General features: G+C 59.7%; 21 protein-coding genes. 4 read left to right on the top strand and 17 right to left on the bottom strand.

Going from position 1 to position 24,447, the window contains the following annotated elements; all coding sequences use genetic code 11:
* The first annotated feature begins 100 nt into the window (after positions 1 to 100).
* Entirely contained in the window at positions 101 to 565 is a 465-nt protein-coding gene (locus PH547_RS03650) for a chemotaxis protein CheW (protein ID WP_104823544.1), read from the top strand.
* 435 nt (positions 566 to 1,000) lie between these two features.
* On the opposite strand, the gene PH547_RS03655 is transcribed toward PH547_RS03650, so the two are convergent.
* The 5 genes from PH547_RS03655 to PH547_RS03675 form a co-directional block, all read right to left on the bottom strand.
* Positions 1,001 to 1,492, bottom strand: a complete 492-nt coding sequence (locus PH547_RS03655) for a CreA family protein (RefSeq protein ID WP_285167433.1) — start codon at positions 1,490 to 1,492, stop codon at positions 1,001 to 1,003.
* Between the two features lie 109 nt (positions 1,493 to 1,601).
* Entirely contained in the window at positions 1,602 to 2,045 is a 444-nt protein-coding gene (locus PH547_RS03660; protein WP_283050982.1) for an SRPBCC family protein, read from the bottom strand.
* 52 nt (positions 2,046 to 2,097) lie between these two features.
* Positions 2,098 to 2,421, bottom strand: a complete 324-nt coding sequence (locus PH547_RS03665) for an ArsR/SmtB family transcription factor (RefSeq protein WP_104823547.1) — start codon at positions 2,419 to 2,421, stop codon at positions 2,098 to 2,100.
* A gap of 120 nt (positions 2,422 to 2,541) precedes the next feature.
* Entirely contained in the window at positions 2,542 to 3,531 is a 990-nt protein-coding gene (locus PH547_RS03670) for an NAD-dependent epimerase/dehydratase family protein (RefSeq protein WP_104823548.1), read from the bottom strand.
* 15 nt (positions 3,532 to 3,546) lie between these two features.
* Positions 3,547 to 4,758: a glycosyltransferase family 4 protein gene (locus PH547_RS03675; protein WP_104823549.1), complete on the bottom strand. Its 1,212-nt coding sequence runs from the start codon at positions 4,756 to 4,758 to the stop codon at positions 3,547 to 3,549.
* A gap of 387 nt (positions 4,759 to 5,145) precedes the next feature.
* On the opposite strand from PH547_RS03675, the gene PH547_RS03680 reads away from it, so the two are divergent.
* The gene (locus PH547_RS03680; RefSeq protein ID WP_104823550.1) at positions 5,146 to 5,682 is read left to right on the top strand and encodes a GNAT family N-acetyltransferase; all 537 of its coding nucleotides are present in this window, start codon (positions 5,146 to 5,148) and stop codon (positions 5,680 to 5,682) included.
* Between the two features lie 39 nt (positions 5,683 to 5,721).
* Here the strand turns inward: PH547_RS03680 and ligA are convergent, their stop codons facing one another.
* On the bottom strand, positions 5,722 to 7,875 hold the full coding sequence (gene ligA / locus PH547_RS03685; protein WP_285167435.1) for an NAD-dependent DNA ligase LigA: 2,154 nt from the start codon (positions 7,873 to 7,875) through the stop codon (positions 5,722 to 5,724).
* 362 nt (positions 7,876 to 8,237) lie between these two features.
* On the opposite strand from ligA, the gene PH547_RS03690 reads away from it, so the two are divergent.
* Positions 8,238 to 9,005, top strand: a complete 768-nt coding sequence (locus PH547_RS03690; RefSeq protein ID WP_285167436.1) for a CDP-diacylglycerol diphosphatase — start codon at positions 8,238 to 8,240, stop codon at positions 9,003 to 9,005.
* Positions 9,006 to 9,110: 105 nt separating this feature from the next.
* Here the strand turns inward: PH547_RS03690 and recN are convergent, their stop codons facing one another.
* From recN to aqpZ, 8 genes are all read right to left on the bottom strand, one after another.
* Complete coding sequence (recN, locus tag PH547_RS03695) at positions 9,111 to 10,784, bottom strand: DNA repair protein RecN (RefSeq protein WP_104823552.1); 1,674 nt, start codon at positions 10,782 to 10,784, stop codon at positions 9,111 to 9,113.
* A 12-nt stretch (positions 10,785 to 10,796) separates the two neighbouring features.
* Complete coding sequence (locus tag PH547_RS03700; RefSeq protein ID WP_199773476.1) at positions 10,797 to 11,666, bottom strand: outer membrane protein assembly factor BamD; 870 nt, start codon at positions 11,664 to 11,666, stop codon at positions 10,797 to 10,799.
* A gap of 290 nt (positions 11,667 to 11,956) precedes the next feature.
* A complete protein-coding gene (gene lpxC / locus PH547_RS03705) occupies positions 11,957 to 12,913 on the bottom strand; it encodes a UDP-3-O-acyl-N-acetylglucosamine deacetylase (RefSeq protein WP_104823554.1) in 957 nt (318 codons plus the stop codon).
* Between the two features lie 329 nt (positions 12,914 to 13,242).
* Complete coding sequence (gene ftsZ, locus PH547_RS03710) at positions 13,243 to 14,997, bottom strand: cell division protein FtsZ (RefSeq protein WP_104823555.1); 1,755 nt, start codon at positions 14,995 to 14,997, stop codon at positions 13,243 to 13,245.
* A 110-nt stretch (positions 14,998 to 15,107) separates the two neighbouring features.
* Positions 15,108 to 16,439: a cell division protein FtsA gene (gene ftsA / locus PH547_RS03715; RefSeq protein ID WP_104823556.1), complete on the bottom strand. Its 1,332-nt coding sequence runs from the start codon at positions 16,437 to 16,439 to the stop codon at positions 15,108 to 15,110.
* Positions 16,436 to 17,368 (bottom strand): cell division protein FtsQ/DivIB, encoded by a 933-nt coding sequence (locus tag PH547_RS03720; RefSeq protein ID WP_104823557.1) that lies wholly within the window; start codon positions 17,366 to 17,368, stop codon positions 16,436 to 16,438. The genes ftsA and PH547_RS03720 overlap by 4 nt, the downstream gene beginning before the upstream one ends.
* Positions 17,356 to 18,282 (bottom strand): D-alanine--D-alanine ligase, encoded by a 927-nt coding sequence (locus PH547_RS03725; RefSeq protein WP_285167442.1) that lies wholly within the window; start codon positions 18,280 to 18,282, stop codon positions 17,356 to 17,358. Before PH547_RS03725 ends, PH547_RS03720 begins: the two co-directional genes overlap by 13 nt.
* Before the next feature lie 298 nt (positions 18,283 to 18,580).
* Positions 18,581 to 19,267 carry an aquaporin Z gene (gene aqpZ, locus PH547_RS03730; RefSeq protein ID WP_104823559.1) on the bottom strand — a complete coding sequence of 229 codons (687 nt, stop codon included), beginning with the start codon at positions 19,265 to 19,267 and terminating at the stop codon, positions 18,581 to 18,583.
* Positions 19,268 to 19,514: 247 nt separating this feature from the next.
* Between aqpZ and PH547_RS03735 the strand changes: the two genes are divergently transcribed.
* Positions 19,515 to 20,840 (top strand): MFS transporter, encoded by a 1,326-nt coding sequence (locus tag PH547_RS03735; protein ID WP_104823560.1) that lies wholly within the window; start codon positions 19,515 to 19,517, stop codon positions 20,838 to 20,840.
* An 89-nt stretch (positions 20,841 to 20,929) separates the two neighbouring features.
* Here the strand turns inward: PH547_RS03735 and murB are convergent, their stop codons facing one another.
* The 3 genes from murB to murG are packed head-to-tail and all read right to left on the bottom strand — an operon-like array spanning position 20,930 to position 24,437.
* The gene (gene murB, locus PH547_RS03740) at positions 20,930 to 21,904 is read right to left on the bottom strand and encodes a UDP-N-acetylmuramate dehydrogenase (RefSeq protein ID WP_104823561.1); all 975 of its coding nucleotides are present in this window, start codon (positions 21,902 to 21,904) and stop codon (positions 20,930 to 20,932) included.
* Positions 21,901 to 23,316, bottom strand: a complete 1,416-nt coding sequence (murC, locus tag PH547_RS03745; protein WP_283051007.1) for a UDP-N-acetylmuramate--L-alanine ligase — start codon at positions 23,314 to 23,316, stop codon at positions 21,901 to 21,903. Before murC ends, murB begins: the two co-directional genes overlap by 4 nt.
* Positions 23,313 to 24,437: an undecaprenyldiphospho-muramoylpentapeptide beta-N-acetylglucosaminyltransferase gene (murG, locus tag PH547_RS03750; protein WP_285167445.1), complete on the bottom strand. Its 1,125-nt coding sequence runs from the start codon at positions 24,435 to 24,437 to the stop codon at positions 23,313 to 23,315. Before murG ends, murC begins: the two co-directional genes overlap by 4 nt.
* Positions 24,438 to 24,447 lie beyond the last annotated feature (10 nt).

The following is a 24,447-nucleotide window of genomic DNA, read 5'->3' on the forward strand; positions in this document are numbered from 1 at the left end:
AAAGCCACCGGATGCTGCCGCAGCCTTCAGCCGCTCCAGCCGATCCCTTTTCAATCGCTACCGCCGCCTGCCGCCGGCGCAAAACGGGAAGTTCTCAACCATGACGAATGCCATCAAACAATCGGGCGCCTATCTGGAGATCGTCTCCTTCCACCTCGGCGATCAGGAATTCTGCATTGATATCATGGCCATCCGCGAAATCCGCGGCTGGGCGCCGGTGACGCCGATGCCGCACACGCCACCTTACGTGCTTGGCCTCATCAATTTGCGTGGCGCAGTGATCCCGGTCATCGACATGGCCTGCCGCCTCGGCATGAAGATGACCGAACCGTCAGAACGCTCCGCCATCATCGTGACCGATATCGCCGGCAAGCTCGTCGGCCTGCTCGTCGAACAGGTCTCCGACATGATGAGCATCAAGAGCGAAGATCTGCAGCCGGCGCCGGAAATCATTCCGGAAATGCAGCGCGCCTTCTGCCGCGGCATCGTCGCGCTGGAAAAGACCATGGTCTGCTTCCTGAACCTCGACACGGTGATTGCCGACGAGCTGGCCCAGGCCGCTTGATTTCCAGACAAAACCGCAAAAGAAAATCGCCCTGGAGCAAAAGCTTCAGGGCGATTGTGTTTGTGGGACCGTCGTCGGCAGGGGTGTTGCCGGTGCGCCGGTCGCGCAGGCCGTGAACAGATGGAAGTGGCACTTCCACGTTCGCCCTAGAACTGCACCAAAACGGCGCAATCCGAAAGCGACCGAGACGTCCTCAGTGACCAAAGAGCAGGACTTTTTTTGGTACAAACCCCTTGACGGTTGTTTATGCGGTATCCCGGTAATCTTACTAGCCGTGAACTTTCAACAGCTTGCTCATTCCGTCGCCGCGCGAAACGCTGAGCTTATCGATATTTCAGTGATTCTTGGGATGCCGAATGGGCATCACTAAGAAAGCTCGCCCGATGCAAACCGGTCTCTCCCTGGCAGCCCTATACCACCTGAAAGCGGGATGCTTTAGGGTTTGCCGTTCTTCCAGGTGACATTCTGGCCGAACAGCGGAATGGTCGAGATCGCCATTTTCGCCGACCCGTTGGTCAATTCGCGCGAATGGACGAGATAGATCAGCGTGTCGTTCTTCTTGTCGTAGATCCGGTCGACCACTAGCTTCTTCCAGATCAGCGACAAGCCGGCGCGAAACACCTCCTCGCCGCCCTCCGACAGGCTGATGTTGCCGATCTCGATCGGCCCCGTCTGGCGGCAGGCGATGGAGTTGTTGGAGGGGTCCTCGAACCAATTGCCCTTCCTCAGCCGGTCGATGACGCTGCGGTCGAAATAGGTGACGTGGCAGGTGACGCCGGACACTTCCGGATCCGGCACAGCATCGACCAGAATGTCATTGCCGGTCCAATCCACCCCAACCTTGCCGACAATTTCAGCCGAAGCGGAAACGGGCGCCAGAGCCAGGAACGACGCGGCAATAGCGGCATGCAATTTCACTGACGTCATCGAACATCCTCCAACATCGCCGCCGGTCGAACCGCGGCCCCGCTAAGGTAAGGTGGCGGTTCGGGGATGCAAGGGAGGACGGGGCGCAATACAATCGCCCCGCTGTTCCTCATTTTTCTTTCAATACGACCTCGCCGGTCTCCAGAAGCGATTTGAGGTTGGAGAGAATCTTCGGCCAACCGCCCGAAACGGCGCCGATGAACTTGGCGTTTTCCAGTTCCATCGTATGGGTGACGGTGAACTTGACCGAATCCCCAATCGGCTCGATGTCCATCACGCATAGCGACCAGCCTTCGGCCTTCAATTCGGGCATGAATTCGTTTCGCCATTTGATGGCCAGTCGCTTCGGCGGATCGAAGGCCTCGATCTCGCCGGTGTCGGTGACCCGCCCGTCGGGGTAAGTCATCTTCCATGGCGAGCCGACCTTCCAATCGGTCTCATGCTGGATGTTGAACCAATATTTCTTGATGAACTCCGGCGTCGTCAGCGCCGTCCAGAGCTTGTCGGGCGTGGTGCGGATGTAGGTGACATAAACGAAGCTGCTTCCGGTCATGACATTTCTCCTCGCGTAAGGTGATTTGCTGCGCACGGTGATCTGGCGGCAACTATTGGCCGCCATCGCCCTCCAAAGCCTTCTTGAGAGCGGAAAGAGCGCTCAATTGGCGGCGCTCGAATTTGTTTATCCAACGTTCGGCGATGTGATTGATCGGAACGGGATTGATGAAATGCAGCTTCTCCCGGCCCTGCCGCTGTGCGGATACCAGGTTCGCCTCTTCCAGGATGGCAAGGTGTTTCGCCACCGCCTGGCGCGTCATCTCCAGCCCCTGGCAGAGTTCGCCGAGCGTCTGGCCGTTCTGCTCATATAGACGGTCCAGCAATTGCCGCCGGCTTGCGTCCGCCAGAGCTCGAAAAACCGCATCGTCGTTCATACCAAACACGGAACCATTTAGTTGCCTATTAATGATCTTATAGGCAACTATTTGGTTGCATGTCAAGTGACATGAGCGGAGGGTACGGCAGAAAGTCCGAGGAAGGGAAAACGTCGCGCGTCAGATGGCGATGGCGTATTGCTCCTGCTCCATGCGCAGATGATCGAGCATCCGCGCAATTCCCTCCTCCAGGCTGATGTGCGGTGCAAGCCCGTAGGAGCGCTGAAGGGCCGTATCGCCGCAGCGATAAAAAACGCCTTCAGGGCGATCGCAGAGGCCTTTTACGACAGGATTCCAGCCGATTTGCCGGGCGATGGTTTCCGCCAGCTCCATAAAGGAGGTAGCCCTGCCGGTCGAAAGGTTGAGGCTGGCGCCATCCGGCAATAATTCCTTGGTTTGCCAGATGAAATCGACGCAATCATCAATATGGATGAAGTCCCGGCATTGCCGGCCGGAACCCCAGACGAAAACTTCCGCAGCGCCTCTTTCGTCAAGCAGGCGCCGGCAGATGGCAGGGAACGGATAGGCAAGATCCTGATCCTCGCCGTAGCCGCTGAACGGCCGGTAAGCGACCGCGCGGCTGCCGTAACGCTCGACATAGAGCTTCATCAGATATTCGCCGGTCAGTTTCGCCCAACCATAGCTGAGATCGGGCACGCCGATGGCGGCCTCGAAGGAAATCATATCCTCCGAAAGCAGCCGATGGTTGGCGGCCGTCTGCAGCGAGACGGGATAAGCTGCGCTGGAGCTGAAGAACACGACACAGCCGGGTTTGGCGCGTGCCGCCCATTTCCACAATTCCGTATCCACCGCCAAATCCTCGGCAACGTCGAGCGAGCGCGCCTCCAGCGTCACGCGGCCGCCAACCAATGCGGCCAGGTGGAAAACATAGTCGAAGCGTTCCAGCGGACGGAAAAAGAAGGTCCGGCAATCCTCCTCGAAAAAGGTAAAGCGCGATCCGGGAAAGCGCTGCCAGAGATCGGGATGCCGTGCCCCAGTCCCTTCCACCAGTTGATCGACGCAGACGACATCCAACCCTTCGGCCAAAAGCCGCCTGATGAGATGCCTTCCGACAAAACCACAGCCTCCCGTTACCAAAGCCCGCGTCATGTGACTGATCCTTTTTTATTGAGCGAAGAAGCCGCTCCTGCCTGTATAAATATCGACCATGCGCCGTCCCCATTCCGCCTTGCTGGGCGCAATCCGCTGGCCAAGCGCACGCGCGCCTTCGCAAAGGCTCCGCATCAGCCGGTCGTCATCGGTGCTCGCCAAGCGTTCCGCCAGTGAACCGGCATCGCCGCTTTTGAAGACCAGCCCCGCGCCGTTCCGCTCTACCTCGGCGGCTATCAGCGCATTGCTGCTGACGATGACAGGAATGCCGGACATCAGCGCCTCGGCGGCTACTAGTCCATAGGGTTCGGGCATGCGGGAGGGCATGATGAAGACGCGCGCCTCACCCGCGAGCGCCGTCACCTCCTCGTCGGCCAGCCAGCCCGGAACCCAACAATGCGGCAATGCCCGTTGCATCTCATCGAGCAGCGGTCCGCGGCCAATCAGCGTCGCCGTTCGCCCGGTCTTGTTCAACGCGTCGGCGAGCGTTCGGACGCCCTTTTCCCAACACATCCGTCCCAAGAAGACGGTGCGGTGATTGCGCCAAGCCTCCACGGGCGTCGGCGTCAACGGCTCGGTCGGCGTGCGCAAGGTCAGAAAATGCTGCAGCGGCCCCGAGTGCAGATAGGCCTCCATGCTTTCATGCGCCAGTACGATGCCGACGCGGCTCCAGAACTCCTCGCCGACGCCGCGTTGTGTCAGCGTGCGGCGAAAGCGCCAGAGCTTGTGGAGATAGTTTCGCTTGTCGCAATTGGTCGCAAGACATGCTGCCGACAGCGGGCGGACATCGCAGACCGTTCCGCTCTGGAAATTGATCAACCCTCCGTTGGGACAACTCAGAAAGAAATCATGCGCTGTGATGATGACCTTGGCCTTGTGTTTGGCGAGCGCGTAGAAGATCGACGGCGAGAGAATCTGCGACCAGCCATGCACATGCACGACGGTCTCCTCGTCCGTTTCCTTCAACAGACCGTCCAACGCCTCGTAGGCCCGCTTGTTATAATGCTTTTCGAAGACGTCGGTGAACGTGGGGCCGTCGCGAAGGGGGCGTTCGCCAAGCGCAACCGTGCGGATGCCCGCAAAGCGCGGCTTCAGTCCTTCGCCGTCATCGCCGACCAGGATGGCGCAATTCAGCCCTGCTTGCCTGCTCGCATCGACGCATTGCAGCGCCACTTTAGTCGCACCGCCGCGAATGATTGAGACGTCATTGACAAGTATGAGACGCATGGAACCCGGCACTCACCCCACCCATATTGATTGGGACCGGACGAAAGGGATTCGCCTTTTACATCATGCCCCCGACGGTATTCAGCGGCCTGTTCCGTGGTTAGTTCAATTCATCCTTTGGTACTAAGGCGAGTGGCCGCACGGTATGCGCGAGTAAATTTAACAACGCGGTTGCTTTTGCTGGGGGAGTTGACTTCTGGAAAAAACCGCTGGAAGCTGCGCGCATGATCGCAAATCGCACAACCGTGATGCATATTCTCACCACCTCACCCCTTGCAGGGAGAGTGGGAGCAGCGTTGCGTTAAGCTGACTGCGATCCCTTTCAACCCTGCCGAGGCGAGCAGGGTTCGAAAGCTTTGCTCCCTCTTGAACCTCAAGGAGAGCAACATGAATTCCGGACAGCAAGATCCAGACGAGCGACGACGCCGAGAACCAGGCGGAGTGGAAATCCGCGCCGCGCGGCCATCCGACGCCGAAGCCGTAGCCTTCATCGCCAATCTGCCCGGCTATCGCGCCGGTACGCTACGCCTGCCCTTTCAGAGCGTGGAAGAAACGCGGCAATGGCTGGAAAAGCCCGCGCCCGCATCGATCAATCTCGTCGCCGTGCTCGACGGGCAGGTCGTCGGCAACGCCGGCATGCGCCGCCATTCCGGCCGGCAGATTCACACCGGCCATCTCGGCATGGGCGTCCATGACGATTTTACCGGCCGGGGCATCGGTTCGGCGCTGCTCGCCGCCCTCGTCGACGCCGCCGATAATTGGCTGGCGATCAAACGCCTGGAATTAACGGTCTATATCGACAACGGACCGGCTATTCGGCTTTACGAGAAATTCGGTTTCGAGACCGAGGGGCGGCTCAGGGCCTTTGCGTTTCGTAACGGCGAATATGTGGATGCATTCACGATGGCGCGTGTGAGGATATAGATGGCGACGGGCGGCGATCCTTTGATCCGCCGCCGTCGATCACCCCCCGATCAACCCCAGCCACTCATCCTCGGTCATGACCTGCACATTGAATTCTCGCGCCTTGTCCAGCTTCGAACCAGCGCCCGGTCCGGCGACGACGATGTCGGTCTTTTTCGAAACCGAGCCGGAAACCTTGGCGCCGAGACTTTCAGCCTTGGCCTTGGCTTCGTCGCGGGTGAACTTCTCGAGAGAACCGGTAAAGACCACCGTCTTGCCGACGACGGGGCTGCCCGATGTGGTCGGCCGTTCCGCCTCTTGCGGCCGCACCTCTTCAAGCAGCCGCGATATCACCGCGATGTTGCGCGGTTCCTTGTAGAATTCGACGATGGCGCGGGCCAAAACTTCGCCGATCCCCTCGATATTGTTGAGGTCGTTCCAGGCGTCTCCCGCAAGGGGCGCCGCCTCCTTCATCGCCACCTCGAAGGCTTCGTAGGTGCCATAGGAGCGTGCCAGAAGCTTCGCCGTCGTTTCGCCGACATGGCGAATGCCGAGCGCGAAGATGAAGCGGTGCAGAGCGATATCCCGCCGCTCGTTGATGGCTGCATAGAGCTTGGAAACGCTGACCTTACCGAAGCCTTCGATATTCTCCAGCTTGGCAAGCGAAGACTGCTGGCGCTTTTCCAAGGTGAAGATATCGGGCGCAGTGCGCACCTGCAGCGCCGGATCCTCGTTCTCGAAGAAGAAATCGATCTGCTTCGAACCCAAGCCCTCGATGTCGAAGGCATTGCGCGACACGAAATGCTTCAAATGCTCCGTGGCCTGAGCCCGGCAGATGAAGCCGCCGGTGCAGCGCGTCACCGCATCGACCTTGCCGGTTTTCTCATTGATGTCGCGCACCGCATGGCTGCCGCAGACCGGACACACTTTGGGAAATTCGTAAGGAGCGCTCGACGCTTCCCGCTTCTCCATCACGACGTCGACGATCTGCGGAATGACATCGCCGGCGCGCTGCACGATCACCATGTCGCCGACGCGGATGTCGCGGCCATCGCGAATCGGCTCGCCCTTGTTGCCGATGCCCTTGATGTAATCGGCATTGTGCAGCGTCGCATTGGTCACCACGACGCCGCCGACGGTGATGGGCTCCAGTCGCGCAACTGGCGTCAATGCTCCCGTGCGGCCGACCTGTATGTCGATGCCCATCAGTCGGGTGAAGGCCTGCTCCGCCGGGAACTTATGCGCCGTCGCCCAACGTGGCGAGCGCGAGCGGAATCCGAGGCGAGCCTGCAACTCCAGGCTGTCAACCTTATAGACAACGCCGTCAATATCATAATCGAGGTCCGGACGCCGAAGGCCGATCTCATCATAATGCATGAGGATATCGGCGACCGAATTCAGCCGCTTCATCAGCGGATTGACCGGAAAACCCCATTTCGCGAATGTCTGCACCATGCCGAATTGCGTATCGGCCGGCATGTCCGATATCTCTCCCCAGGCATAGGCGAAGAATTTCAGCTTGCGGCTGGCCGTGATCTTCGGGTCGAGCTGGCGCAGCGAGCCGGCGGCGGTATTGCGCGGATTGACATAGGTCTGTTTCCCCTCCGCTTCCATCTGCGCGTTCAGCGCCAGGAAATCGCTCTTGGCCATATAGACTTCGCCGCGCACTTCGACGATCGCGGGCGCGCCGGCCGGCAAGGTTTGCGGGATTTCCTTGATGGTGCAGATATTGGCGGTGACATTTTCGCCGGTCGTCCCGTCGCCACGCGTCGCAGCGTTCACCATCCGGCCGTTCTCATAGCGAATCGACATGGAAAGCCCGTCGATCTTCGGCTCGGCGGTAAAGGCGATCGACTGATCGGGCAGCCTGCCGAGGAAGCGATAGACGCCGGCGACGAAATCCTGCACGTCTTCCTGAGAGAAGGTGTTGTCGAGCGAGAGCATCGGTCTTGCATGCACGACAGGCGCAAAGGTTTCCGATGGCGCAGCACCCACCCGCCGCGATGGGCTGTCAGCGCGAATTAGTGCTGGGAAACGTATTTCGATGGCATCGTTGCGCCGCTTCAGCCCATCATATTCCGCATCCGAAATCTCCGGCGCATCCTGGCCGTGGTAAAGCGCGTCATTGCGCGCTATTTCGGCAGCCAGATAGGCAAGCGCAGCGGCCGCCTCTTCTTCGGTCAAATCTTCGACGGGCTTTTGTTCGCTGCTCATGGATTCGCACTCCCCGATTTCGGAGATGTTTTAGAGCACTTCCCGGAAAAGTGCGAAGCGGTTTTCCGTTCGGAACACATAAGAACAAAGAGAAAAATCTGGAAGCCGACAACCGCGAAAGTGGCGTTCACGACAACTTTCCGCGACAAGCGGTCATTCGCGGTGTTACAAATTCCCTATTTCCGGCTTTGCCAGACAAAGATTCTGAAAATATCAGTGTCCGACAGCCGTAACGGAAATCTGCGCCGAATTATTGAGGTAAGTGGTTCTTCCGCGTCTGTCGCAGGCGATTTAAGGTAAGGAATTATGAGAGCCAGATCTTCGGAAATGATGGGCTCGTTAGCAAATATTCGGAATCATGCGTGAACCTTCGTCCTGTCGCTCTCTCTATTTCTCTCATTATCGCAGTCATCATCATGAGCTCATTCGTCAGCCGCTCTGCTTTGGGGTTGGTCGTTAGAGCCTGCGAAGTTAACGCCGTCCTGACAGGATCGCCGTATCCGTGCCTTAAAATAGTCCAGGCGCAGGATCCGCTATCTTCCTACGCCGTTCTTCGCGAGCCGACCGAAAAAGAGCGAACCATTCTTGCGCCCCTCGCCGATGTGCCCGGCATCGAAGACCCCCGCCTTCTGACCGCGGGAGCGCCGAACTATTTCGACGCGGCATGGAGAGAGCGATCAGCCGCGATCGGCCTGCGCACATCAAAGGTTTCGCCACAGGATTTTGCGCTAGCGATAAACGCTGCCAGTTGGCGCACGCAAGATCGGTTTCATATCCACATGGGGTGCGAGACACCGCGCTTTCGTGCCCTGCTGAAGACCCACACCGCAGAGATTGGAAGCGGCCGGTTTACAAAATTGAGGACCAACGCCGGTTGGTGGGCAACGTTCCATACGGCCGATGACCTCTCAAATTTGAACCCGTTGAAGCTTGTCGCAGACGGTGTTGAGGGAGCCCGCTCGAATATGAAAAATGTGGTCGTTGGCGTCTTTGGCGCCACATTACCGGACGGGCAACATGGCTTCTATATTCTGGCGAGAATAATCGGAGCAAACAAATCCCTCGGATCCGCAGAGGATATGATTGATCCTAAATGCCAAGTCCCGCTTTTGCGCAATGGCACGGGCTAGCTGATTGAGCCTCGTGCTCCCCATCGTTCGCTTCAGGCCAAAAAGGGCATCCCGGGCATCTGATAGATAAGACCGGAAAACCCGACGACGGTTTGCGTTCAGCGATCAGCCATTGCCCGCCAACAACCGCTTGGCGGCCGCCCTCGCCTCCTCCGTCACCGAAGCGCCGGCGAGCATACGGGCGATTTCCTCGGTGCGGTCCTTGGGAGCCATGGTGGCGACACGGGTGGAGATCTTCTCCGAACCGTCGGAGACCGGCCCCTTGGAGATCAGCAGATGCGTTGCGGCGCGCGCCGCGACCTGAGGCGCATGGGTGACGGAGAGCACCTGCACACGCTCGGAAAGGCGCTTCAGCCGCTGACCGATGGCATCCGCCACTGCGCCGCCGACACCGGTGTCGATTTCGTCGAAGACTAGGGTCGGCGCCGAGCCGCGATCGGCAAGCGCCACCTTCAGCGCGAGCAGAAAACGAGAAAGCTCGCCACCGGAGGCCACCTTCATGATCGGTCCCGGCCGCGTCCCCGGATTGGTCTGCACATGGAATTCGATGATATCGATGCCCTCGGCCGTCGCCTCATCGGCATCGGTGGTGATTTCCACCATGAAGCGCGCCCGCTCCAGCTTGAGCGCCGGCAGCTCAGCCATGACAGCCGCGGCAAGCGCCTCGCCGGCGTGATGGCGCCTGGCCGAAAGGCTGAGCGCGGCAGCATCATAATCAGCCTTGGCAGCGGCAAGCTCCGCATCCAGCCGCGCCAGTCTCTCTTCGCCGGCATCAAGATCGGCAAGCTCGGCGATCATCTTCTCAGCCAGCGCCGGCAAGCCGGTCACCGGCACGGAATATTTGCGCGAGGCAGCACGCAGCGCAAACAGCCGCTCTTCGACGCGCTCCAGCTCCCTTGGATCGTACTCGGTCTTGCGGAGTGCTGCTTCCACTTCCATCTGCGCATTGGAGAGCTGATCCAGCGCCGCGTCGAGCAGCGCCACCGTGTCTTCCAACAAGCCTGGCGCCTCGTGGCTCTTGCGTTCCAACCGTCGCACCAGCGAGGCGATATGCGGCACGGGTGAGGCATTGCCGTTCAGGAACTCGGAAGCTTCCGAAATGTCGCCGGCGATGCGCTCCGCCTTCATCATCCGCGAGCGACGCTCAGCCAGCTCGTCCTCTTCACCATCCTGAGGCGCCAGCTTCTCCAGCTCCTCGACGGAAGCACGCAGATAATCGGCTTCGCGTGCCGCATTTTCCACCTGCTCCCGCTGTTTCCTCAGCGTCCGCTCGGTATCGCGCCAGATCTTGTAGAGCCGCCCCACAGCTTGGGTTTCCTCGGCAATGCCCGCGAAGGCGTCGAGCAGCATGCGATGCGCGTCGGTATCGACCAGAGCGCGATCGTCATGCTGTCCATGAATTTCGACAAGAAGCTGACCCACTTGGCGCATCAACTGAACGCTAAGCGCCTGGTCGTTGACGAAGGCCTTGGTGCGGCCGTCGGCGGACTGGACACGGCGGAAAATCAGGTCGCCATCATCGTCGATGCCATTTTCGCGCAAAAGCTTGCGGGCAGCGTGCTGCATGCCGACGTCGAATACCGCAGTCACCTGGCCGCGATCCTCGCCATGACGCACGAGATCGCCATCGCCGCGCCCGCCAAGGGCCAGCGACAGACTGTCAAGCAGAATGGATTTGCCCGCGCCCGTCTCGCCGGTTAACACCGAAAGCCCGGTCTCGAAGGCGAGATCCAGCCGCTCGATCAGAACGATATCGCGGATCGAAAGCTGGACCAGCATGTGCGCTCAATCTCACGTCCCAAGAAGAAGTTTCTTGCCGGCCCTTGAAATCCAGGAGCCTTCGCTTTCACGCGGCTCGACGCCACTGGTCTTCAGAAGCTTGTAGGAATCTGCGTACCAGCGGCTGTCCGGATAGTTGTGGCCGAGAACGGCGGCTGCTGTCTGCGCTTCCGGAACGATGCCCATGGCGTAGTAGGCTTCGACCAGGCGCGCCAACGCCTCTTCGATCTGGTTCGTCGTCGGATATTGCTCAACGACGATACGGAAGCGCGCGATGGCTGCGAGGTAGTCCTTACGCTCGAGATAGTAGCGGCCGACCTGCATTTCCTTGCCGGCGAGCTGGTCACGGGCAAAGCGGATCTTCGCCTGTGCGTCGCTGACATATTGCGAGTTGGGATAGGTGCTGACGAGCTTGGACATCGCCTCGATCGTCTGCTGCGCGGCGCGCTGATCCTGCGTCACGTCGACGATCTGCTTGGCATAGGACGCACCGACGAGATACTGAACATAGTCGGCATCCTCGGAGCCGGGATACTGCTTTAGGTAGCTGTTGCCCGTCTGGACGGCGTCATCATATTGGCCGGTGCGATATTTGACGAAGGTGCTCATTACCAGCGCCTTGCGCGCCCATTCGGAGAAGGGCTGCTGCTTGTTGATGGCGTCGAATTTCTTGCCGGCTTCCGTCATATTGCCGGCTTTGATATTGGCCAGGCCCTGATTGTAGAGAGCTTCCGGCGGATCGCTCTCGACACCGAGCTTGGTGATGTCGATGTCCTTGTCCGTGTTACAACCCGTTACCACCGCACCGGTACCGGCCAGGAGAAGCGATACGAGCAGAGCCCGTGCTGTAATCTTCATGCTTTCAGACCCTGCAAAACCCATCGGATGACTGTCCCACTAGCCGTTGTTGCGGAAACGGCGTTCTCTCTCGCTGGCGTTTCTAGCCGCAAAAGCACCATCAGGGCAACGCAATGATGATGCATTAACGCATTTTTGTGGCAAAGACTGCGCGATGGCAGGCTTTAACTGCTGTATTGACAAGAGATTCCGCTTTCTGATTGTCCGAACGCAACGCTTTGACCGGCTTTGAAAGCATCCCTGACGAATCTCGCGTCAAAAAAAGAGCCGCCCCCTTTCGGGAGCGGCGACTCTGCCACCTGGGTTCCTGGAGGTCACGCAGACCAGGGGGCGAATTCGGGAGCATTGACGGCGACGAACTCGCGGCTATGCGCGCGCTGGCGCGGTGCGGAAGTCTCGACGACATCGTAAGCCGTGGGATCGCTGAGCAATGCCTTCAGCGCATTGGCATTCATGCGATGGCCGCCGCGATAGGAGCGGTAGCAGCCGATGAACTGCGCGCCAGCCAGCGCCAGATCGCCGACGGCATCCAGCGCCTTGTGACGGACGAATTCGTCCTTGGCATAGCGCAAGCCTTCGACATTGATCACCGTGTTGTCGTCGGAGATGACGACAGAATTTTCCAGCGAGGAGCCGAGCGCATGGCCCGAAGCCCAGAGACGCTCGACATCGCGCATGAAGCCGAAGGTGCGCGCACGCGACAGCTCGGCCTTGAAGGTCTTGGCTGTCAGATCGCCTTCCCACTTCTGCCGGCCGATCAACGGGCATTCGAAATCGATCTCGACTTCGAAGCGCGTGCCGTCATAAGGCCGGAACTCGCACCAGGAACCGCCGGCTTCGATTCGCACCGGCTTGGTCACACGAATATAGCGGCGCTTGACGCCGAGCGAGACGATACCAACCTGCTCGATCGCTTCGATGAAGGGATAGGAGCTGCCATCCATGATCGGCATTTCCGCACCGGAAACTTCGACGATGACATTGTCGAGGCCGATCGCATAGATCGCCGCCATGACGTGCTCGACCGTCGCGACGGAACGCGCCGGCGAGAAGCCGAGAACTGTGCAAAGATCGGTGTTGCCAACCTGCGAGGAAACGGCGCGCAGCTCTGTCACATCGCCATTGTCATGCATGCGCTGGAAGATGACGCCGGTACCGGCTTCGGCTGGATAGAGCGTAATCGACACATTGGCGCCAGAATGAACGCCGATACCCGAAAGTGTCACAGGGCTTGCAATGGTGGTCTGAAAACCCAGCAATCCGATTGCCATATAAAATCTGCCTTCGTCTATCTGTCCCAGACCGGGCGGTCATCTTTGGATCCTGCCCTCATCGCTGGTTCAGTCTGTTACCTATTCCGCGAATTCACATGCAATCATTGCTGGATGCGATTCCGCTGGCTCGCTTGCTACCTAAATACGCGCGAGGGCACCGCATTCCAAATCACTGTTTCTTTCGCTTTGTTACGAAACCAGACGATTGAATTTGCTAGGTAATTTTAGAATTAAAGAGAGGCCGAAAATAAAGAAATCCGGGGCTCGTGAGCCCCGGATTCGATAAACATGGTTAGTATCCTATTAAAAGGATGCCCTACACCGGATCAGTTCGATTGCCGGCGCAGGAAGGCCGGGATTTCGAGCTGGTCGTCTTCCTGGCTTGCCATCCGCGCCTGCGGAACCTGGCGGCCCTGTTCGTCGAGCTGGCCACGGCGCGGAGCATAGAGGCTTGCTTCCGGCGACAGAGGACGGCGCTGCTGCGAAGCGGCACTCGGAGCCGAAGCCGTCATATCGTTGAAAGCCGGGTCCTCGTCGCGGCGGCCGAGCGAATTGGTGATTCGCTTCAGCAAGCCCATCGGGCCGCGCTCCTCGGTAGCCTGAGCGGCGACCGGCTGAGCACGATGCTCCATCTCGGCCTTAACGACCGGCGGGAAATCCTCGACTTTCGGCATGCGGACCTGCTCCGGAGCCTGCCGGATGATCGGCTCCTGGCGTACCGGCTGCTGCATCTGCATGGGGGCCGGCTGATGCTGCATCGCAGGCTGCTGATGCATGGCCGGGGCCGGCTGCTGCTGAAGCGGAGCCTGACGGACGGGCTGTGCCTCCGGTGCTGCGAAGATGCGGCTCTGAGGACGGAAGCTCTCCTCCTGAGCGACCGGCTGCTGCTGCATTACCGGCTGCTGCTGGCGGCTCATCTGGATTTCCAGTTCACGCTCCATTTCGGCTTCCGCCATACGGATGGTCTGCGCGATCGGATCGACGGCGGCCTTCGGTGCCTGCGCGACATGGGCAGGCTGAGCTGCGGCCGCTGCCGGAGCAACGGCCGCGGAGGGACGGACAGCCGGCTTTGCGACCGGACGGAATTCCATGGCCTTGTCGGCGGCTTCGTTCATCGCGCGATCGATGCCGGTCGCAACGACGGAAACGCGGATGATGCCTTCCAGCGATTCATCGAACGTGGCGCCGAGGATGATGTTGGCGTCCGGATCGACTTCTTCGCGGATGCGGGTCGCAGCTTCGTCGACTTCGAACAGGGTAAGGTCGCGGCCGCCAGTGATGGAGATCAGCAGGCCCTGCGCACCCTTCATCGAGGTTTCGTCGAGCAGCGGGTTGGCAATGGCAGCTTCTGCAGCCTGCATTGCGCGGCCCTGGCCGGAAGCCTCGCCGGTGCCCATCATGGCGCGGCCCATTTCGCGCATGACCGAACGGACGTCAGCGAAGTCGAGGTTGATGAGACCTTCCTTCACCATCAGGTCGGTGATGCAGGCAACGCCCGAATAGAGAACCTGGTCGGCCATCGAGAACGCGTCCGCGAAGGTCGTCTTGTCGTTGGCGATACGGAACAGGTTCTGGTTCGGAATGACGATCAGCGTGTCGACCGACTTCTGCAGTTCCTGGATGCCCATTTCAGCAAGCCGCATGCGGCGGCCGCCTTCGAAATGGAACGGCTTGGTGACGACGCCGACGGTCAGAATGCCCTTGTTGCGGGCGGCCTGTGCGACGACCGGCGCAGCACCCGTGCCAGTGCCGCCGCCCATGCCGGCGGTGACGAAGCACATGTGGGTACCGTTCAGGTGATCGATGATCTCGTCGATGCACTCTTCAGCAGCCGCGCGGCCAACTTCCGGCTGCGAACCGGCGCCGAGGCCTTCGGTGACATTGACGCCGAGCTGGATGATCCGCTCCGCCTTCGTCATCGTCAAAGCCTGCGCGTCCGTATTGGCGACGACGAAATCGACGCCCTGCAAACCTGCCGTGATCATGTTGTTGACGGCATTGCCGCCACCACCACCGACACCGAACACGGTGATCCGCGGCTTCAGCTCGGTGATATCTGGCTTATGCAGCTTGATAGTCATGGTACCCGTTCCTTCTCTTTATGGCCGCATCGCCACGCCGGCCAATTCACTATATTTCACTTGCCTGACCCCTGCCCGGAAAGCGCTTGCCGCGATCCGGGATCAGGCACTCAAAAACTCTCCTTCAGCCATTGGCCAACGCGGCCGATACGGCTGTTGTTACCCCCAAGCGACGAGAGCAGACCGCTGCCCGCCGCATGTGTCTCCATGTCCGCAACCTGCGGATAGATCATCAGTCCGACCGCCGTCGAAAAGGCAGGCCCCTTGGCCGCTGTCGGCAAGCCGGATACGCCCATCGGGCGGCCGATGCGGACATTGCGGGCAAGAATGCGGCGCGCCACATCCGGCAAGCCGGTCAACTGGCTGGCTCCGCCCGTGAGTACGACACGCTTGCCAACGATCGGGCTGAAACCGGAGCGCTGGATACGATCGCGGATCAGTTCCAGCGTCTCCTCGATGCGCGCCTTGACGATGCGCGACACCAGCGCCTTCGGCACCTGCGTCGGCTGGTCGCGTTCATCCTCGCCGATCGGCGGGATGGAAATCAGTTCGCGCTCTTCCGAAGAATTCGCGAGCGCGGAAGCATGAACCACCTTCAGCCGCTCGGCATCCTCGATACGGGTCGAAAGACCGCGGGCAAGGTCGGTGGTGACATGATGGCCGCCGAGGCTGACGGCGTCGGTGTGCACCAGCTTGCCTTCGGCAAAGACCGAGATCGTCGTCGTGCCGCCGCCCATGTCGATCGCGGCGCAACCGAGCTCGACTTCATCATCGACGAGAGCGGCAAGACCGCTGGCATAGGGTGTTGCCACCATGCCCTCGACAGAAAGATGCGCCCGGTTGATGCAGAGTTCGAGGTTGCGAAGCGCAGCGCGCTCCGCCGTGACCACATGCATGTCGACACCCAAGGCATCACCGAACATTGCGAGCGGATCGCGGATACCGCGTTCGCCGTCGAGCGAGTAGCCGGTTGCCAGCGAATGCAGCACGGCGCGTTCCTGACGGAGCGACTGCTGGCAGGCGGCGGCAAGCACCTTCTTCAGATCGTTTGCTTCGACTTCCTGGCCGCCCAGATCGATGGTGGCGGTGTAGATGTCGCTGCCAAGGCGACCGGCCGAAACATTGACGATCAGGCTGTCTACGGTTAGCCCGGCCATGCGTTCGGCGGCGTCGACCGAGAGACGGACGACATTTTCCAGCGCATCGAGATCGGCGATGACACCGGTCTTGATGCCGCGCGAACGCTGATGGCCGATGCCAATGATCTCGATATTATGCGTGCGGTTCGGCAGAACCTGGCTTTCCTCACGCGGCGTCAGCCGGCCGATCATGCAGACGACCTTCGTCGAGCCGATGTCGAGGACGGATACGATGTGCGACCGCTTGGAGGACAGCGGCTTCAGGCGCGGCAGACCGAAATGGGACGAACTGAATAAGCTCATGTATCCTGCCCTGCTTTCTTCAAAGCCTTGGTTCTGACATCCAACGCCGCCTGGCGGCGAAGTGCTGCGTCCGGGGTCAATTCAATGGCGGTACGGTCGTCAAGGCGAAGGTCGACGGCTGCGATATCACGCTGCAGAAGGCTTTCGTCCTTGTCGAGCTTGGTGAGCCGAGCGAGCGCACCATCGATATTGTCTTCCGGCAATTTGATGATCACGCCATTGTCGAGGTAGAGATCCCAACGGCGACCGGCGACGCGCACGAATGCCTTCACATGGCTGCGAACATCCGGCCAGTTGGCAAACTCGTCATCGATGGACGCCGCAGCCGTTTCGGCATCGCGACCGACGAAAAGCGGTAGCTTGGCGAACTTGTTGTCGCGCAACGGGGCAATCACGCTGCCGTCCTTCTGGATCAGCGAGAGTTCGGAGCCGTGCTGCCAGATGGCATAAGCCTTGCGCTCCGTGAGCTTCACTTCGACCGTCTTCGGATAGACCTTACGGACTTCGACGCCCTGCACCCAAGGCAGGCTCGCAATCTTCTGACGAGCCGCATCGACATTGAGCGCCACCAGCGACGTCGTGCCGTCGAGACCGAGAAGCTGCAGGATTTCGATTTCCGAAGTCTGATCGTTGCCGGAAACCTTCACATCTTCGATGGCAAAGCCAGCAGCCGACGTCGTCGCCTGGGCAACATCCTGCGTATGGCCACCGATCGACATGCCATAGAGGCCGGTCGCAGCGAACAGAGCGAGAGCGGAAACCGTGCCCGTATGAGCCGGAATATTGACGCGTCCGGAACCAAGGCTCACGAGGAAACGCACGGCACGACGCAGCGGGCGCGGCAACACAAACGCATCCTCGACATCGTCGATCGCGAGCGGGACGCGATGGCGGGACCGCCTCATATTTTTGACCGTCAGCGCAAACAAGACGCGTCCTCCACCATCCACCGGAGAAATTCACCAAAAGAGTAGCCGGCGTGAGCGGCCATTTCGGGCACCAGCGAGGTAGGCGTCATGCCCGGCTGGGTATTGATTTCCAGCCAGATAAGCTCGCCCTCTTCGGAAAAGCGATCGTCATAACGGAAGTCAGATCGACTGACGCCACGGCAGCCGATAGCTTGATGCGCCCTTAACGATAATGTTTGTATCTTTTGGTAAAGATTCGGTGAAATTCTGGCGGGGATGACGTGTTTTGATCCACCCTCCGCATACTTGGAATCGTAGTCGTAGAAGCTATGGCCCTGCGGCACGATCTCAGTGACGCCGAGCGCCGTATCGCCCATGACGCCGCACGTCAGCTCCCGGCCGTAGATGTAGCGCTCGACCAACACTTCGTCGCCGTAACGCCACTCGGAAGAGGTAATGATCTGCGGTGGATGCGTTTGATCTTCCTTGACGATCACGACACCGAAGCTCGAACCTTCACGCACCGGCTTCACAACGTAGGGCGGCCTCATCGGATGCTCGCCGGTAATGGCGAAACGGTTCATCACACGCGAATCGGCCACAGGAATGCCGGCGCCATCAGCCACCTTCTTGGCGCGCGACTTGTCCATGGCGAGCGCCGAGGCCAGCACGCCGGAATGCGTGTAAGGGATCTGCAGATATTCAAGGATACCCTGAATGGTGCCGTCCTCGCCGAACGGGCCATGCAAAGCATTGAAAACGACATCGGGCTTCAGATCTGCAAGGCGCGCGGACACATCGCGCTCCACATCAACACGCGTGACTTGAAAGCCTTCCAACTCGAGGGCGTCAGCGCATGCTTTTCCCGAAGACAGGCTAACCGGCCTCTCCGAGGAAAATCCGCCCAAAAGGACAGCCACATGCTTGCCACCCATTAATACCCCCAATTCACACCTTCAATCGACGTTTGCTCGATGCGCCGAGCAGCGATTCTCGCGACGTCTTTGCATGCTCCATTAGAACAACATTAAGGTTAATGAAGCGTTTACTTTCGTTAACTTTCGACCGCTTTCGCCGAAGTCAATTTTTTCGAATCAAATCGAGTTGAAGAATTCTGCCATTAGAATCATGGAGTTGCTATGTTTGAATATCCACTTTTAGAAATTTTTAAACAAATAGGCCCGCGCCGAGGTCTCCGGTGCGGGCCTTCATAAGGCTTATTGCAACCCTGAATCAGTCGCGATCGTCGATCAGTTTCCAGATGAGTCCGCCCAGCGCGCCACCGACGATCGGGGCCACCCAGAACAGCCAAAGCTGCTGCAGCGCCCAGCCGCCGACGAACAGAGCCTGACCGGTGGAACGGGCCGGATTGACCGACGTATTGGTGATCGGGATCGAGATCAGATGGATCAGCGTCAGTGCAAGGCCAATGGCAATCGGTGCGAACCCAGCCGGCACCCTGCTGCTGGTCGAACCGAGAATCACGATCAGGAAGAAGAGAGTCAGCACGATTTCGGCAACCAGCGCCGATACCAGCGAATAGCCGCCCGGAGAATGCTCGCCATAACCATTGGCCGCAAAACCGCCGAGCTGGAAATCAACCTTGCCGCTTGCGATCAGGTAAAGCACAGCCGCGGCAGCGATCGCGCCGACGACCTGAGCGATGATGTAGGGAATGAGCTGCGAACCGGGCAAGCGGCCGGCAACGGTAAGACCGACCGACACCGCCGGATTGAAATGGCCGCCCGATATACCGCCGACCGCAAAGGCCATGGTGAGCACGGTCAACCCAAAGGCGAAAGAAACACCGAGAAAGCCAATACCGAGGCTCGGAAAAGCTGCCGCAAAGATTGCGCTTCCGCAGCCACCAAACACCAGCCAAAATGTTCCAAGAAACTCCGCAATTAATTTTTTCTGCATGAAATCTATTCTCCTCAGCCCTCAACCAGAGCGAAAGTAAGACATTTACGAGAACGAGATTCTGGTCAAGACTTTGCTGGATAAACGCTAGCCTAAATTGCAAATGCGACCTCATTCGCCCTCAAATCAGCGATTGCGGCAGGGTTGCCGGTTTCTTGCGTCTTAGACGTTTGCGCTGAACAAAAATTGCGCTAAGGACACGTCTTACCGCTAAGATAACCTTAGCATCATCTAAATTGGTGGGACCATGACAGACGCGATATCTCCTTTATCGCCGACCCCCTCGTCATCGAACAGCGTTGTTGCGAATTCCAAGGCACGCGTTCTGATCGCGAGTCTTATCGGCACGACGATAGAATTTTTCGACTTTTACGTTTATGCGACGGCGGCGGTAATCGTCTTCCCAAAGCTGTTTTTCCCGGCTGCCGATCCGACTGCGGCGACTTTACAGTCTTTCGCAACATTCTCGATCGCCTTCTTCGCCCGTCCGATCGGCGCGATGATCTTCGGGCATTTTGGTGACAGGGTCGGCCGCAAGGCGACGCTTGTCGCAGCGCTGATGACCATGGGCCTCTCGACAGTTGTGATCGGTATGCTGCCGACCTATGAGTCGATCGGCGTTCTCGCGCCGGTACTGCTGGCGCTTTGCCGCCTCGGCCAGGGCCTCGGCCTCGGCGGCGAATGGGGCGGCGCGGTGTTGCTCGCAACCGAAAACGCTCCGGAAGGCAAGCGGAGCTGGTACGCGATGTTCCCGCAACTCGGTGCTCCCATCGGCTTCATCTTCTCGGCCGGCCTTTTTCTCATCCTGCGCGAAAGCATGAGTGATGTGGACTTCCTGAATTATGGCTGGCGCATTCCGTTCCTCATCAGCCTGGCGCTTGTTGCAGTCGGCCTCTATGTGCGCCTGAAGATCACTGAAACCCCGGAATTCCAGCGCGCAATCGATAAGGAAGAGCGCGTTTCCGTTCCGATCGCCGTTATTTTCCGTTCGCATCTGCGCAGCCTCATCCTCGGCACGATCATCGCGGTCGCGACTTTCGTGCTGTTCTATCTGATGACGGCATTCACGCTGAGCTGGGGTACCAGGCCGCTCACGGCCACACCGGCAGGTCTCGGTTATTCGCAGCAGCAGTTCTTGGTCGTCCAGCTCGTCGGCGTGGTCTTCTTCGGCCTGATGATCCCGCTTTCTGGCCTTTTGTCCGATCGCTATTCGCGCCGGCTAGTTCTGATCCTGACGACGATCGGCATCTTGATCTTCGGCCTGTTCTACTCGACACTGCTGACCGCCGGTCTCGGCGGCGCATTCGCTTGCTCGATCATCGGTCTCGGCTTGATGGGCTTCACTTACGGCCCGATCGGTGCTGCGCTTGCCGCTCCGTTCCCGACAGCCGTTCGCTATACCGGCGCGTCGATGACCTTCAATCTTGGCGGCATTATTGGCGCCTCGCTGGCGCCCTTCATCGCCACCTGGCTGGCGTCGAATTACAGCCTCGCCTATGTCGGTTACTATCTGACGATTGCAGCCGTTCTTTCGCTGATCGGCATTCTGCTGTCAGGCAACGACGAAGTTTGAGAACTTCGCCATAACCAATTGAAAAGGCCGGGCAAAAACCCGGCCTTTTTGTTGAATCAGTTTATGAACTGCAGACAGATCTGAGCCCGTTATTCCGTCGTCACACCCTGGAACGGCCGGACCTCCCGGCCGGGCATGAAGCAGCCGAGACGCTTGATTTCCCATTCCAGCTTGATACCGGAATTTTCGAAGACCTCGCGACGGACCTGCTCACCGAGATATTCGAGATCGTAGCCGGTCGCCTGCCCCATGTTGATCATGAAATTGCAGTGCAGCGATGACATCTGCGCGCCGCCGATGACGAGGCCGCGGCAGCCGGCTTCGTCAATCAGCTTCCAAGCAGAATGTCCCTCCGGGTTCTTGAATGTCGAACCACCGGTTTTTTCGCGAATCGGCTGCACCGTCTCGCGATGCGCCCGCACAGCATCCATCTCGGCTCGAATCTTGGCCCGATCCTCGGGATACCCCTCGAAAAGAACGTGCGTAAAGATCAGATCGTCCGATGCCGTCGAATGGCGATAGGTGTAGCCCATCTCGGCATTGGTTAGCACATGCTTCTTGCCCTTGCGGTCAACTGCATGCACCTCGACGACGCGATCGCGCGTCTCGGAGCCGTTGGCGCCGGCATTCATACGCGCCGCGCCACCGATGCCGCCGGGAATGCCGTAGTAGAAATGAAAGCCGCCGATACCGTTGTCCATGGCCATGGCGGCAACGTGCTTATCGGGGCAAATAGCGCCGGCCAGGATGCGGTTCTCACCGGCGAGCTCGACCGAACCGAAGCCCTTCGCCGAGAGGCGCAGAACGACACCCGGTATACCCCCGTCGCGCACCAGGATGTTCGAACCGACGCCGACCACCGTCAACGGCACTTCGGCCGGCAGCACCTTCAGGAAAGCGATCAGATCGTCCGTATCATGCGGCTGGAACATTAGCTCCGCCAGCCCGCCGGCGCGAAACCATGTGACGCGATCCATCGGCGCGTCCGGCGTCAACCGGCCGCGAATATCCTTTACGCTGTCGCCGAGCGACGCCAGAAGCTTTTCCCCATTCACCTGTTTCATGCGGACTTACCCGAGAGGCCTTCCAATTCCTTTGGCAATGAAGCTGCCCAATAAGTGATGCTACCAGCCCCCAAGAGAACCACAAAATCACCCGGTCGCGCAATCTCCGCGACCATGCGGGCAAGATCCTCCTGGGACGGCAGATAACGCGCATCGCGATGGCCGCCTGCCTTGATGCGCGACACCAGAGCCTGCGAATCCGCACCTTCGATCAGGTCTTCGCCGGCGGCATAGACGGGTGCCAGGAAAATGCTGTCAGCATCGTTGAAACAGGCGGCGAACTCTTCGAACAGGCTCGACAGGCGCGTATAGCGATGCGGCTGGTGAACAGCGATGATGCGGCCCTTGCAGGCTTCGCGCGCCGCCTTCAACACGGCCTTGATCTCGACCGGATGATGGCCGTAATCGTCGAAGATCTTCACGCCGTTCCATTCGCCTGTGAGCGTGAAGCGACGCTTGACACCGCCGAAGGAGGCCAGCCCCTTGGCAATCGCCACATTGGAGATGCCGAGCCGGTTGGCGACGGCGATCGCCGCGGTGGCATTGGAAATGTTGTGCCGGCCGGGCATCGGCATGACGAGATCCTTGATCTCTATGACCTTCCCCGTGCGGCGCCGGCGAATTTCAATGTCGAACAGCGAGCGCGTCCCGTCGATGCGCACATTCATGAAGCGCACGTCAGCCTGCGGATTTTCGCCGTAGGTGATGACCTTGCGGTCCTCGATGCGGCCGACCAGCGACTGTACTTCCGGATGGTCGAGGCACATAACGCCGAAGCCGTAGAACGGCACGTTCTCCACGAACTGCCGGAAGGCGGCACGCACGGCGTCGAAATTGCCGTAGTGATCCAGATGCTCCGGATCGATATTGGTGACGACGGCGACATCGGCCGGCAGCTTCAGGAAGGTTCCATCCGATTCATCGGCCTCCACCACCATCCACTCGCCCTCGCCCATGCGGGCATTCGTGCCATAGGCATTGATGATGCCGCCATTGATGACCGTCGGGTCAAGTCCGCCGGCTTCGAGCAGGGTCGCGACCAGCGAGGTCGTCGTCGTCTTGCCGTGCGTGCCGCCAATGGCGATGGAGTTGCGGAAGCGCATCAGCTCGGCCAGCATCTCGGCACGGCGCACCACCGGCAGCAGCTTTTCGCGCGCGGCGATGAGTTCCGGATTGCTCTTCTTGATGGCGGTGGAGACGACCACGACTTCCGCGTCGCCGAGATTCTCCGCCTTGTGTCCGATATGGACCGTGATGCCCTTGTCGCGCAGCCGCTGCACGTTGGCGCTTTCCGACTGGTCTGACCCCTGCACGCGATGGCCGAGATTATGCAGCACTTCCGCAATCCCGCTCATCCCGATACCGCCGATACCGATAAAATGCACAAGGCCGATAGCCTTCGGCAGCTTCATACGCCCGCCCCCTTGAATTCCTGAATTGAACGTTTTGCGGCAATAGCCTCAACCATATCGGCGAGCAAGCTCGCCGCATCCGGTTTGCCGGCCTGTTTGGCCGCAGCCGCCATCTTCGCAAGTTTCTCCGGCATCGTCATCGCGCCGCGCAGGATCGTCGAGAGCTTCTCCGGCGTCAGCTCGGCTTGCGCAATGACCTTCACGCCACCCGTGGCCGCAAGCGCAGCCGCATTGGCTGCCTGGTCGTGGTCCAGAGCATAGGGATAGGGCACAAGGATCGCCGGACGACCGATGACGGCGAGTTCCGATACAGTGGAAGCACCGGACCGGCAGATGACGAGATGGGCGGCGCCGATGCGCTCGGCCATATCGGTGAAGAACGGCGCGACTTCGGCGCCCATCTCCAGCCGCCTGGTGCAGCTATTGACCGTCTCCATATCCTCGGGACGCACCTGCTGCGTGATGCGCAGGCGCTTGCGCAGCGGCTCCTCCAACAGGCTGATCGCCGTCGGCATTGCCTTGGAGAAGTATTGCGCACCCTGGCTGCCGCCGAAGACGACCAGATTGAAAGGATCATCCGGGCCGGACGGCACATAGGGCTGCTTCGCCGCTTCGATCACGGCCGGCCGCACGGGATTGCCTGTCGTCACCGTCTTCTCCGGAAACGCGCCGCCCTTTTCCGGCAGGAAGCCGCCAGCAATCGCCTGGACACGGGCGGCGAGCGCCTTGTTCGCGCGTCCCATCACGGCGTTCTGCTCATGGAGCATCGCCGGCACGCCCATACGAGTGGCGGCAAGCAGCGGCGGCACGGTCGGATAACCACCGAAGCCAACGACGCAAAGCGGCTTGATATTGCGGATCAGCTTGCGAGCGGCGCGCATGCCCATCCACAGCGTCCAAAGCGACTTTGCGACCTTGATCGGATTCTTCGAACCGATCGTTGCCGACGGCACCACATGAATCTCATCCGCCGGAAACTTGCCGGCATAACGTTCCGCGCGACTGTCGGTGACGAGGTGCACGGAATAACCGCGCTCCCTGAGCTTATAGGCCAGCGCTTCGGCCGGAAATACGTGGCCGCCGGTTCCGCCGGCGGCAAGCAGAATAATACCTTTACTCATGATCTTCGCT

The organism is Rhizobium cerradonense (genome assembly GCF_030182455.1).
Lineage (GTDB): Bacteria > Pseudomonadota > Alphaproteobacteria > Rhizobiales > Rhizobiaceae > Rhizobium.